The organism is Pseudomonas sp. HP_01 (genome assembly GCF_055284355.1).
The window spans coordinates 60607-72791 of sequence record NZ_JBTOPV010000078.1 but is presented as its reverse complement, the minus strand read 5'-3'; the positions used below and the strand labels follow the sequence as shown (position 1 = coordinate 72791).

Here is a 12185-nt window from a genome sequence, read left to right as displayed (position 1 = left end):
GCCGGTCCAACAGAAAGCATTGCATGCAGTCATCGGCATCGGTTCCAGCCTTGAATGGACGCGGAGCGTCTCGGGATGCATACCCACGCGGAGCGTGGGCACGATCAAAATTGATAGCGATTGCGAGGGCCTCTTCCCGGCTAAAGCCGGTCCTACCAAGCGCTTTGATCTTCGTACCCTTGCCGTCCGAATCCCTGACCGGGTTGTAACTGGCCTCCAGCCACACCGTGCTGCCATCGCTCGCAATGCGCTGGAAGGTTGACGACACGAACTCGCCGTTACGCAGGCGCGACCACAACTGCGCGTACTCCGGACTGCGCGCATACTCCGGCGTGCAGAACAGGCGGTGTTCCTTGCCGATGACCTGCTCGGGCCGGTAGCGCATGGTTTTGAAGAAGTTGTCGTTTGCCTTGAGCACCACACCGTTCAGATCGAATTCGATGCTGGCCATCGAGCGATTGATCGCCTCCAGCAGGCTGGCCTGATGGGCGACTGTCAGATGCAGGTCCTGGATGGTTTTGTTCTTGGACGAGTCGAAAAACATGATGGCGGCTCAGGCAAGTGGATGAGGTGTGGTCCTGATCCATGACCTTGCGAGCGAGAGTCAGCTCAGATGCATGTTCCATGTGCAATGCAGCGGATAATCACGTACGTGATGTCAAAAGCTATACAAAGCTTGTACAGCTCGTCGGGTGTGTACAGGGTCGTCGGTTATCAGTCGTCGAAACCGGCCTGTTCGGAGATTTCGTCCACCTTCAGCTCCAGTCGATAGGCCACGGCAATGAATAACGCCTGACACAGACACAACGTGGCACTGAGCGAACGAAACGCGAACGAGCTGCCTTCGTTGACCAGCAGCACGGCATTGGCGCGCTTGGCCAGCGGCGAAAGGTTGCTGTCAGTAATGATCAACGTCTTGGCCTGATGGTGCTGGGCGATGCGCAGGCAATGCTGGGTTTCCTTGCCATAGGGCGTGAAGCTGATGGCGATCACCAGGTCATTGGCGCGCACGCTGCGCATCTGCTCGCGGTAACTGCCACCGAGGCCGGAAATCAGGTGGATGCGCTTGTTGGTGTGCTGCAGGTTGTAGACCAGATAATCGGCGACGGCGAAAGAGCGTCGCACCCCGACCACGTAGATATTGTCGGCGTTGACCACCAGGTCCACGGCTTTCTCGAACGCTTCGTCGTCCAGTTCCAGCGCCAGCCGCTCCAGCCCCGACAGCGTGGCATTCACACATTCGCGGGCCAGGTCGCCAGCGCTGGCCTTCTGGGATTTGTTGGCGATCATGCTGCGAATGCGTTGCTGGTAGTTCTGCACGGGCGTGGTTTTGTGGGTGTAGGCCTCGCGAAACAGCGCCTGCATCTCGCTGAACCCGCTGAAGCCGAAGCGCTGGGAGAACCGCACAATGGCCGAAGGATGCACCTCGCATTCCCGGGCGATGTCGCTGATGCGGTCGACCATGATCCGGTCGCTCTGCTGGCTCATGTAACTGGCGATGCGCTTGAGCTGACGCGGCAGGCTCTCGTATTCGGCCGTGATCAGCTTGAGCAGTGCATCGGCGGTCTCGGGCGCGGCGGTGACGGGCGTCAAACCGTCGGTTCCGGTGTCGGGAGAGCCTGGCTGATCGAGGCTGGGCATACGTGCGAATCCTTTGGCGGGTTGTGGCGTGGCAAATTGTGCAGAAGACAGGCGGCCAGTTTTGCAGGCTGCGACCCGCAATGCAAAGTGGAATAAATATTCCACCTGAAAATAATTTAGAAAAATTCATTGATCAAGGCCCGGCGCCGTTCTAGTCTGCATCCACGAACTCGCGTGCAAGCATTGCGTTTGCGGGCGAGGGCATCAGCAATCAAACCCATAACAATAAAAGAAGAGGGGCCGGCATGGGCCAGACTCGTTTTGCCACCGGGCGTCAGCTGGACGTGATTTGTCTCGGGCGCCTGGGCGTCGATCTCTATGCGCAGCAGATCGGCGCGCGCCTGGAGGACGTCAGCAGTTTCGCCAAATACCTGGGCGGCTCCTCCGCCAATATCGCTTTTGGCACCGCACGGCTGGGGGTGAAGTCAGCCATGCTGACCCGCGTGGGCGACGACCACATGGGCCGTTTTCTGGTGGAATCCCTGGCGCGGGAGGGCTGCGATATCAGCGGCATCAAGGTCGACGCCGAGCGCCTGACCGCGATGGTCCTGCTGGGCATCAAGGACCGCGAAACCTTTCCGCTGGTGTTCTACCGCGAAAACTGCGCCGACATGGCGCTGCAACCGGAAGACATTCAAGAAGCGCAGATAGCCTCCAGCAAGGCGCTGTTGATCACCGGCACGCATTTCTCCACCGATCAGGTGTTCCGCGCCAGCAGTCAGGCGCTGGACTACGCCGAAAAGCACAACGTCAAACGTGTCCTCGACATCGATTACCGCCCGGTGCTCTGGGGCCTGGCCGGCAAGGCTGACGGCGAGACGCGCTTCGTCGCCAACGACACCGTCAGCCAGCACGTGCAGCGCATCCTGCCGCGCTTCGACCTGATCGTCGGTACCGAAGAAGAATTTCTCATCGCTGGCGGCTCGACCGATTTGCTCAGCGCCCTGCGCCGGGTCCGCGAGCTCAGTGCCGCGACTTTGGTGGTGAAGCTCGGGCCTCAAGGCTGTACGGTGATTCACGGAGCCATTCCCGCGAATCTTGAAGACGGCGCGATCTACCCCGGCGTGCGCGTGGAAGTGTTGAATGTGCTGGGCGCGGGCGATGCGTTCATGTCCGGTTTTCTCAAGGGCTGGCTCAACGACGAGAGCGACGAGCGCTGCTGCCAGCTGGCGAATGCCTGCGGTGGTCTGGTGGTATCGCGCCACGCCTGCGCGCCGGCCATGCCGACGCTGACTGAGTTGGAATACCTGTTCAACAGCCCGGTGCCGATTACCCGACCCGATCAAGACCCGGTGCTGCAACGCCTGCATCGTGCCAGCGTGCCCCGTCGCGAGTGGCAGCAACTGTTCATTTTTGCCTTCGATCATCGCGGGCAACTGGTGGAACTGGCGCAAAAGGCCGGGCGCGATCCGGCCTGCATCGGCCCGCTCAAGCAGTTGTTCGTTCAGGCGGTCGCGCGGGTCGAGGCCGACTTGCACAAGCGCGGCATCGTCGCCGATGTCGGCGTGCTTGCAGATCAGCGCTTTGCTCAGGATTCACTGAATGCCGCCAGCGGGCGCGGCTGGTGGGTGGCCCGTCCGGTGGAAGTGCAGGGTTCACGCCCGCTGGCGTTCGAACACGGGCGTTCGGTGGGCAGCACGTTACTGGCCTGGCCTCAGGAACAAATCATCAAGTGCCTGGTGCAATACCACCCGGACGACGAGCCGATGCTGCGCCTGGAGCAGGAAGCGCAGTTGTTGGGGCTGTATCAGGCGTCTCTGGCCAGTGGGCACGAACTGCTGCTGGAGGTTATCCCGCCCAAGGATCATCCTTCGACCCACCCGGACGTCATCTACCGTTCCCTCAAGCGCCTCTACAACCTCGGCATTTACCCGGCCTGGTGGAAAATCGAATCGCAGACTGCCGAGGTCTGGGAGCAACTCGACGCGCTGATCCACGAGCGCGATCCGTACTGCCGGGGCGTGGTGTTGCTGGGGCTGAACGCGCCCGCCGAAACCCTGGCGGAAGGCTTTCGTCAGGCGGCGAAAAGTACCACCTGCCGGGGTTTTGCCGTAGGCCGCACGATCTTTCACGAGCCCAGCCGAGCCTGGCTGGAGGGCGAAATCGATGACGCGGACCTGATCACTCGGGTGCAGAGCAACTTCGGTTTCCTGATCGAATCCTGGCGCGACGCCCGGGCCTGACGTCAGCACGCCAGGCCTGTGTTTTCAGTTGAACGAGATAACAACAATAAAGGTGCAGCCATGCCCGCTTCTGCAATCCGAATTGGCATCAACCCGATTTCCTGGAGCAACGACGACCTCCCGGCCCTCGGCGGGGAAACGCCTCTGAGCACGGCCCTTAGTGAGGGCAAGGAGATCGGCTACGCAGGCTTCGAGCTCAACGGCAAATTCCCCAAGGACGCCCAAGGCGTGGCCGGTGTGTTGCGCCCGTATGACCTGGCGTTGGTGTCAGGCTGGTATTCCGGTCGACTCGCCAGCCGTTCGGCGGCCGAGGAAATCGACGCCATCGCCAGCCACGTCGAACTGCTCAAGCACAGCGGCGCCACGGTGCTGGTCTACGGTGAAGTGGCCGATTCGATTCAGGGCCAGCGCATCCGACTGGTCGAGCGGCCGCGCTTCCACAGCGCCAGTGCCTGGCAGGCCTACGCCGACAAACTCACCGAGCTGGCCCGGTTCACGCTGTCCCGGGGCGTTCGCCTGGCCTATCACCATCACATGGGCGCGTACGTGGAGTCCCCTGAGGACATCGACACGCTGATGATCCTGACCGGCGACGAAGTCGGCCTGCTGTTCGATTCCGGTCACTGTTACATGGGTGGCGGCGAACCGTTGGAGGTGCTGAGCAAACACATCAATCGCGTCTGCCACGTGCATTTCAAGGACGTGCGCAAGCCGGTGGTGCAACTGGCGCGCAACAACTTGTGGAGCTTTCCGGACTGCATCGTCAACGGCACCTTTACCGTGCCCGGCGATGGCGACATCGATTTCGCCGCGCTGCTGAACGTGTTGATGCAGGCCGGTTACCAAGGCTGGCTGGTGGTCGAAGCGGAACAGGACCCGGCCGTCGCGCCGAGCTATGTCTATGCGAAGAAGGGCTACGAGACCCTGCGCACGTTGCTGGCCGCCGCGCAGGTGAATCACTCCGCTCAACAACACAGCACGCCTCAACAACCGCCTGAACACAGGAGCCTGTGAACATGAATCTCTTGGTCAAGAGCAAAGCAGAAGGGCGCGACGTCGTAGCGCTGGCCGACGGCGTGTTGACCTACGTCGGGTTCTCCGCCCACCGACTCAGCGTCGGCGAACGTCTGCCGGTGAGTGCGGGCGACAAGGAAATCTGCCTGGTGCTGCTCAGCGGTCGCATCAGCGTCAGCGGCGAGGCGCCGGGGCAGGGCGGTTTCAACTGGGAAAACCTCGGCGATCGGCAGTCCGTGTTCGAGGACAAATCGCCTTTCGCTGTGTACCTGCCGCCGGGGAGTCAGGCCGAAGTCACGGCGTTGAGCGCAGTGCAGATTGCCGTGTGCGTCGCGCCGGGTGATGCGTCCAAAGACCTGCCCGCGCGGCTGATTACGCCCGACACGATGAAGCGCAGCGTGCGCGGCCGGGCGGCCAACACCCGTTACGTCTGCGACATCCTTCCCGATTCCGAACCTGCACATTCATTGCTGGTGGTGGAGGTGCGCACGCCCTCGGGCCACTCGTCGAGCTACCCGCCGCACAAGCACGACACAGATGATTTACCGCACCAGAGCTTTCTCGAAGAAACCTATTACCATCAGGTCAACCCGCCCCAGGGCTATGTGTTCCAGCGCGTTTACACCGACGATCGCAGCATCGATCAGGCCATGGCCGTTGAGAACAATGATCTGGTCACCGTGCCCAAGGGGTATCACCCGGTCACCGTGCCGTATGGTTACGAGTCCTATTATTTGAACGTGATGGCCGGCCCCAAACGCGCATGGCAATTTCACAATGATCCGCAGCACAGTTGGCTGCTGGATCTGTAACCCGAATTTTTTTGAAGGAGCCCGTCATGAGCAACGCCCCGATCATCGGCCACTACATCAACGGCCAGATTCACGACAGCGCCGAGCGTTTCAGCGACGTGTTCAATCCGGCCACCGGCGCCGTGCAGGCTCGGGTCGCGCTGGCGGAACTGAAGACCGTCGACGAAGCCGTTGCCGCTGCCCAGGCGGCGTTTCCCGCCTGGGCGGATCAGTCGTCCCTGCGCCGTGCGCGGGTGATGTTCAAGTTCAAGGAATTGCTCGACCAGCACCATGACGAACTGGCGGCCATCATCTGCCGCGAGCACGGCAAGGTGTTTTCCGATGCCAAGGGTGAAGTGGTTCGAGGCATCGAGATCGTCGAGTTCGCCTGTGGCGCGCCGAGCCTGTTGAAGAGCGACTACAGCGACAACATCGGTGGCGGCATCGACAACTGGAACCTGCGTCAGCCACTGGGGGTTTGCGCTGGCGTGACGCCGTTCAACTTCCCGGTGATGGTGCCGCTGTGGATGATTCCCATGGCGCTGGTCACCGGCAACTGCTTCATCCTCAAACCGTCCGAGCGCGACCCGTCCGCGAGCCTGCTGATGGCGCAGCTGTTGAAACAGGCGGGCCTGCCCGATGGCGTGTTCAACGTGGTGCAGGGCGATAAAGTCGCCGTGGACGCGCTGTTGCAGCACAAGGGCATCGAGGCGATTTCGTTTGTCGGCTCCACGCCCATCGCCGAATACATTCATCAGCAGGGCACTGCACACGGCAAACGCGTGCAGGCCCTCGGCGGTGCGAAAAACCACATGATCGTCATGCCCGATGCCGACCTGGATCAGGCCGCCGACGCATTGATCGGCGCGGCCTACGGTTCGGCAGGCGAGCGCTGCATGGCGATTTCCATCGCCGTGGTGGTGGGTGACGTGGGGCAGAAACTCATCGACAAGCTGCTGCCGCGCATCGATGCGCTCAAGGTCGGCAACGGCATGAACGCCGATTCGGACATGGGCCCGCTGGTCACCGCGGTGCACAAGGCCAAGGTCGAGGGCTACATCGCCCAGGGCGTGCAGGAAGGCGCGAAGCTGATTGTCGACGGGCGCAACTTCAGCGTGCCGGGAGCGGAACAGGGTTTCTTCGTCGGCGCCACGCTGTTCGATGACGTGACGCCGGAGATGACTATTTATAAGGAAGAAATATTCGGACCGGTGCTGGGTATCGTCCACGTGCCAGATTTCGCTTCGGCGGTGGAGCTGATCAACGCCCACGAATTCGGCAACGGCGTGTCGTGCTTCACCAGCGACGGCGGCATCGCCCGGGCCTTTGCGCGCAACATCAAGGTCGGCATGGTGGGCATCAACGTGCCGATCCCGGTGCCGATGGCCTGGCATTCCTTCGGTGGCTGGAAGCGCTCGCTGTTCGGCGATCACCACGCTTACGGCGAAGAAGGCCTGCGCTTTTACAGCCGCTACAAAAGCGTCATGCAGCGCTGGCCGGACAGCATCGCCAAGGGCGCGGAATTCAGCATGCCGACGGCGAAGTAAGAGGCCACATCAATCCTGCCTGCGATGCATCACCTTTGTAGGAGTGACCGGGGTGGCGCTCCACCTTGCTCGCGATTGCGTGGTATCAGCCAAGACCTGTGCAGATGACACATAGCAATCGCGAGCAAGCTCACTCCTACAGGGGATCGCGGTGAGCAGATGAAGCAATCACCTCTAATAACAACAAGGTGCAAGCATGATCACGACTCGATTGACCATGGCCCAGGCCTTGGTGAAGTTTCTCGATAACCAGTACGTCGAAGTCGACGGCGTGCAGAGCAAGTTCGTCGCCGGGGTGTTCACCATTTTCGGTCACGGCAACGTGCTGGGCCTGGGCCAGGCGCTGGAGCAGGACAGCGGCGGGCTCATCGTCCATCAAGGCCGCAACGAACAAGGCATGTGCCACGCTGCCATGGGGTTTGCCAAGCAACACCTGCGGCGCAAGGTCTACGCCTGTAGCTCATCGGTCGGCCCCGGTGCCGCGAACATGATCACCGCTGCGGCCACCGCATCGGCCAACCGCATTCCGCTGCTGTTGCTGCCCGGTGATGTCTACGCCAGCCGCCAGCCCGATCCGGTGCTGCAACAGATCGAGCAGTTCCACGACCTCAGCATCAGCACCAATGACGCCTTCAAGGCCGTGAGCAAATACTGGGACCGCATCAACCGCCCCGAGCAACTGATGAGCGCGGCCCTCAACGCTATGCGCGTACTCACCGACCCTGCCGAAACCGGCGCTGTCACCCTGGCGCTGCCCCAGGACGTGCAGGCCGAAGCCTACGATTACCCCGATTCATTCCTGCAAAAGCGCGTGCACCGCATCGACCGACGTCCGCCCACCGAAGCCATGCTCAACGACGCCGTGGCGCTGCTCAAAGGCAAACGCAAGCCGCTGCTGATCTGTGGCGGCGGCGTGCGTTACTCCGGTGCGGCCGCCGAGTTGCAGGCGTTCGCCGAGCGCTTCGGCATTCCGTTCAGCGAAACCCAGGCCGGCAAGAGCGCCATCGTCTCCGCCCATCCGCTGAACATGGGCGGTATCGGCGAGACCGGCACCCTGGCGGCGAATACCCTGGCCCGGGAAGCGGACCTGATCATCGGCGTCGGCACCCGTTACAGCGACTTCACCACCGGCTCCAAATCCCTGTTCCAGAACCCTGACGTGCAATTTCTCAACCTCAACGTCGGCGCATTCGATGTGCAGAAACTCGATGGCGTGCAGGTGCTGGCCGATGCGCGTCTGGCGTTGCAGTCGCTGGCGGATCAGTTGGGCGACTACCGCGCGCAATGGGGCGATCAGCCGCGAGAGGCGAGGGCCGCCCTGGACGCGGAAGTGGACCGGCTGTACGCCGTGGAATACCAGACCGAGGCTTTCGAGCCGGAAGTCAGCGGCCATCTCGACCCTCAGGTGCTGCGCGATTTCATCGAGATGACCGGGTCATGCCTGACCCAGAGCCGGATGTTGGGCGTGCTCAACCAGCAATTGCCAGCGGACGCCGTCATCGTCGCGGCGGCTGGCAGCCTTCCCGGGGATTTGCAGCGGGCCTGGCGCAGCACCAGTGTCGACAGTTATCACGTCGAGTACGGCTATTCGTGCATGGGCTATGAGGTGAACGCCGCGTTGGGCGTGAAAATGGCGGCGCCGGAGCGTGAGGTGTACGCGCTGGTCGGCGACGGTTCCTACATGATGCTGCACTCGGAGCTGGCCACGTCGATTCAGGAACGGCGCAAGATCAATGTGGTGCTGCTGGACAACATGGCCTTCGGTTGCATCAACAATTTGCAGATGGGCAACGGCATGGGCAGCTTCGGCACCGAGTTCCGCTACCGCAATCCCGAGACCGGTCAGCTGGATGGCGACTTTGTACCGGTGGATTTTGCGATGAGTGCGGCGGCGTATGGCTGCAAGACCTACAAGGTCAGCAACGCCCAGGAGCTGGAGGCGGCATTGGCCGATGCGCGTACGCAGACGGTTTCGACGCTGATCGACATCAAGGTGCTGCCGAAAACCATGATCCACGGCTACCTGTCGTGGTGGCGCGTGGGCGTGGCGCAGGTGTCGACCACCGGCACAACGGCCGAGGCGTATGAGCGGCAAAAAGCGGCGCTGGCCAAGGCGCGTCAGTATTAATGGATATGACCCTTGTAGGAGTGAGCTTGCTCGCGATGACGGTGTATCAGATACATATATGTACCGGACGGAAAGCTATCGCGAGCAAGCTCACTCCTACAGTGGGAACGCTTTCATCCTGCTGAGACACATTTGTCCTGTAGGAGCCAGACAAGGTGTTGCAAGGAGATTACACATGAAAATCGGACTCATCGGCTACGGCAAAGGCGGGCGCTATTTCCACGCCCCGCTGATTGCCAGCCAGCCCGGCGTGACGTTTGCCGGCGTGGTCACCCGTTCGCCGGAACGCCGTCAGGACCTGCGCAACGATTACCCCAAAGTCCCGGCCTTCGACAGCCTGGCCGATCTGGTCGCCGCCGGTATTGATGCAGTGGTGATCTCGACACCGCTGGCCTCCCGGCGTGCATTGATTCTGGACGCTATCGAACTGGGCGTCCCCGTGGTCAGCGACAAGCCGTTCGCGTCGGATGCCCAGGCTGCAAAAGAGCTGGTGGATGCCGCCGAACGCCGAGGCGTGCTGTTGGGTGTGTACCAGAACCGCCGCTGGGATTCGGATTTTCTCACCGTGCGCAAACTGATCGATCAGGGCATTCTCGGCGACATCAGCCGCTTTGAGTCCCGGGTCGAGCGCTATTCGCCGTCCTCCGTGGGCAAGGAAAGCGGCGGCGGCATTCTCCGCGATCTCGGCAGCCATCTGGTGGACCAGGCGCTGCTGTTGTTCGGGCCGGTGAAGCGGGTATACGCCGAGCTTGAGTTCGCCACGCCGGAGCAGAAAGCCGATCACGGCTTCTTTGTTTCACTGACCCATGCCAATGGCGTGGTTTCGCACCTCTGGGGCAACTGCCTGCAGAACGCTCAAGGCCCGAGATTTCGGGTCAACGGTTCCCAGGGCTGCTATACCGTGGAGGGCCTCGACGGTCAGGAAGCCGCTGCACTTGCAGGCTTATCTCCCAAGTCAGAAGGCGAACGCTGGGGCGTGGAAGAACATCGACGCTGGGGCTGGTTCGAGCAGGGCGAGCACCGCGAGCGGGTCCCGTCGGAGCGTGGCTGCTGGACTGAATTTTACCGGCAGCTGCAGGAGGCGGTGATGAATCAGGGGCGTAATCCTGTGGATGCAAACGATGCCGTGGCTTCGGCCAAAGTGCTGGATGCTGCGAGGATCAGCGCAATGGAGGGCAGGGTGGTGGTGCTGTGAGAGGTCTGCACGCATCTCACTCCGTAGGAGCCGGCCTGCTGGCGAACACGGTGGGTCTGCACCAGAAATGGAGATGACTCACCCGACCCGTTGGAGCCGGCTTGCTGGCGAACCCACGATGGGCCTGTACCCGGGGAGGTGAATGACACACCGTGTTTGCCAGCAAGCTCGCGCCTACAGGGCATCGTGTACACCCCCCGATAACTGAGCTTCAGGCGACAAAACATCAAAATAGAAATTAATTCTAAAAGCTGTTGAAGTAGAAATTATTTTCCAATAGAGTCATTTCCAGGTTGCCGACGATCGCCGTCAGCGCCTGGTGCCGGGTCTCCCGGCAGCAGGCCGGACGCGCGACACAAAAACAAGAAAGCCAATCGCAGACAGGTACCGCCGATGAACATCTTCAGATCAGCCGCCAAGGCTTGCCGTCCCTTCTTACTCGCGCTTCCCGCCATTCCCCGCTCCGTTTCCGACAGATTGACCAACGCCGCCCCGGCTTTCGAATCCGCCCTTGAAACCATCGCTCACGTGCTCTGCGTCCAAAGCCGCGGCGTTGTGGTGTGCGGGCCATCGGGCGGGTCGGTCGCGCATCTCTCAGACACGGCGCCAATGGCTCCGCGCTAAGTATCAGCACCTCCAGCAGTCGTTATTCCTGCCACTACAACAACAAGAATCTGGAGAAAGACCGTTCATGAATACCCCGCTCCGTTTCACCTCACTCGCCCTGGCCCTGATGCTGAGCAGCGGCGCCACCCTGGCCGCCGACCTGAAGATCGGCGTATCCATGTCGCAGTTCGATGACACTTACCTGACCTACATGCGCGAGGACATGGACAAGAAAGTCAAAGCCATGGGCGGCGTCGATCTGCAGTTCGTCGATGGCCGCAATGACGTGAACAAACAGCTCGATCAGGTGCAAGAGCTGATCGGCAAAAAAGTCGATGCGCTCATCGTCAACCCGGTCGACACCGAAGCGACCAACCGCATCACCAAGATGGCCACGGCCGCCGGCATCCCGCTGGTTTACGTCAACCGCCGCCCGGACGATCCGAAACTGCCCGCAGGCGTTGCTTCCGTGACCTCCGACGACAAGGAAGCCGGGCGCATGCAGATGGAATACCTGGCCAAGAAGATGGACGGCAAAGGCAATGTCGTCATCTTGCTCGGTGAGCTGGCCAACAACTCCACCCGCGACCGCACGGCGGGTGTGAAAGAAGTCCTGAAAAACTACCCCAACATCAAAGTCACCCAGGAGCAGACCGGCGCCTGGCAGCGGCAGAAGGGGATGGACGTCACCAATGACTGGCTGACCCAGGGCGGCGACTTCAAAGCGGTCATCTCCAACAACGACGAAATGGCCATCGGCGCGGCCATGGCGCTGAAGCAGGCGGGCAAGAAAGGTGAGGTGTTTGTGGCCGGCGTCGACGGCACACCGGATGGCCTGAGCGCGGTGAAGAAGGGCGACCTCTCTGTCTCGGTCTTCCAGGACGCCAAGGGTCAGGGCGAGGGCGCAATTGATGCGGCCGTGAAACTGGCGAAGAAGGAAACGCTGCCCGAACAGGCCATCGTGATCCCTTTCAAGCTGATCACGCCGGACAACGTCAATACCTTCAAATAACCGCTCACCTCACACCGACTGACACCCGGCAGACCACGGCCCGGCCGTGCCTCTGCCGACCCTGTCAC

General features: G+C 61.5%; 8 protein-coding genes and 1 pseudogene. 7 read left to right on the top strand and 2 right to left on the bottom strand.

The genetic code is table 11. The features are described from left to right. Positions 1-166: 166 nt before the first annotated feature. Positions 167-544 (bottom strand): annotated as a pseudogene (locus ACYAR8_RS24175) (PAS domain-containing protein); the annotation flags it as partial. Between the two features lie 170 nt (positions 545-714). After that, positions 715-1641, bottom strand: coding sequence for a MurR/RpiR family transcriptional regulator (locus ACYAR8_RS24170; RefSeq protein ID WP_108121356.1), 927 nt, complete (start codon positions 1639-1641; stop codon positions 715-717). Between the two features lie 245 nt (positions 1642-1886). Between ACYAR8_RS24170 and ACYAR8_RS24165 the strand changes: the two genes are divergently transcribed. From ACYAR8_RS24165 to ACYAR8_RS24135, 7 genes are all read left to right on the top strand, one after another. After that, positions 1887-3824, top strand: a complete 1938-nt coding sequence (locus tag ACYAR8_RS24165; RefSeq protein ID WP_463581275.1) for a bifunctional 5-dehydro-2-deoxygluconokinase/5-dehydro-2-deoxyphosphogluconate aldolase — start codon at positions 1887-1889, stop codon at positions 3822-3824. A 60-nt stretch (positions 3825-3884) separates the two neighbouring features. Next, complete coding sequence (gene iolE / locus ACYAR8_RS24160; RefSeq protein ID WP_463581274.1) at positions 3885-4838, top strand: myo-inosose-2 dehydratase; 954 nt, start codon at positions 3885-3887, stop codon at positions 4836-4838. A 2-nt stretch (positions 4839-4840) separates the two neighbouring features. Continuing rightward, positions 4841-5650, top strand: coding sequence for a 5-deoxy-glucuronate isomerase (iolB, locus tag ACYAR8_RS24155; protein WP_463581273.1), 810 nt, complete (start codon positions 4841-4843; stop codon positions 5648-5650). A gap of 26 nt (positions 5651-5676) precedes the next feature. Continuing rightward, the gene (locus tag ACYAR8_RS24150; protein WP_074891127.1) at positions 5677-7176 is read left to right on the top strand and encodes a CoA-acylating methylmalonate-semialdehyde dehydrogenase; all 1500 of its coding nucleotides are present in this window, start codon (positions 5677-5679) and stop codon (positions 7174-7176) included. A 196-nt stretch (positions 7177-7372) separates the two neighbouring features. Beyond that, on the top strand, positions 7373-9304 hold the full coding sequence (gene iolD, locus ACYAR8_RS24145) for a 3D-(3,5/4)-trihydroxycyclohexane-1,2-dione acylhydrolase (decyclizing) (protein WP_463581272.1): 1932 nt from the start codon (positions 7373-7375) through the stop codon (positions 9302-9304). A gap of 175 nt (positions 9305-9479) precedes the next feature. Further along, the gene (locus ACYAR8_RS24140) at positions 9480-10499 is read left to right on the top strand and encodes a Gfo/Idh/MocA family protein (RefSeq protein ID WP_463581271.1); all 1020 of its coding nucleotides are present in this window, start codon (positions 9480-9482) and stop codon (positions 10497-10499) included. 691 nt (positions 10500-11190) lie between these two features. Beyond that, on the top strand, positions 11191-12117 hold the full coding sequence (locus ACYAR8_RS24135; RefSeq protein WP_463581270.1) for a sugar ABC transporter substrate-binding protein: 927 nt from the start codon (positions 11191-11193) through the stop codon (positions 12115-12117). Positions 12118-12185 lie beyond the last annotated feature (68 nt).

What these genes read in the sequence shown, in the direction of transcription:
- ACYAR8_RS24135 (WP_463581270.1), top strand. Translation starts at nt 11,191, where the DNA reads ATGAATACCCCGCTCCGTTTCACCTCACTCGCCCTGGCCCTGATGCTG.
- ACYAR8_RS24140 (WP_463581271.1), top strand. Translation starts at nt 9,480, where the DNA reads ATGAAAATCGGACTCATCGGCTACGGCAAAGGCGGGCGCTATTTCCAC.
- ACYAR8_RS24170 (WP_108121356.1), bottom strand. Translation starts at nt 1,641, where the DNA reads ATGCCCAGCCTCGATCAGCCAGGCTCTCCCGACACCGGAACCGACGGT.
- iolD (WP_463581272.1), top strand. Translation starts at nt 7,373, where the DNA reads ATGATCACGACTCGATTGACCATGGCCCAGGCCTTGGTGAAGTTTCTC.
- ACYAR8_RS24150 (WP_074891127.1), top strand. Translation starts at nt 5,677, where the DNA reads ATGAGCAACGCCCCGATCATCGGCCACTACATCAACGGCCAGATTCAC.
- ACYAR8_RS24165 (WP_463581275.1), top strand. Translation starts at nt 1,887, where the DNA reads ATGGGCCAGACTCGTTTTGCCACCGGGCGTCAGCTGGACGTGATTTGT.
- iolB (WP_463581273.1), top strand. Translation starts at nt 4,841, where the DNA reads ATGAATCTCTTGGTCAAGAGCAAAGCAGAAGGGCGCGACGTCGTAGCG.
- iolE (WP_463581274.1), top strand. Translation starts at nt 3,885, where the DNA reads ATGCCCGCTTCTGCAATCCGAATTGGCATCAACCCGATTTCCTGGAGC.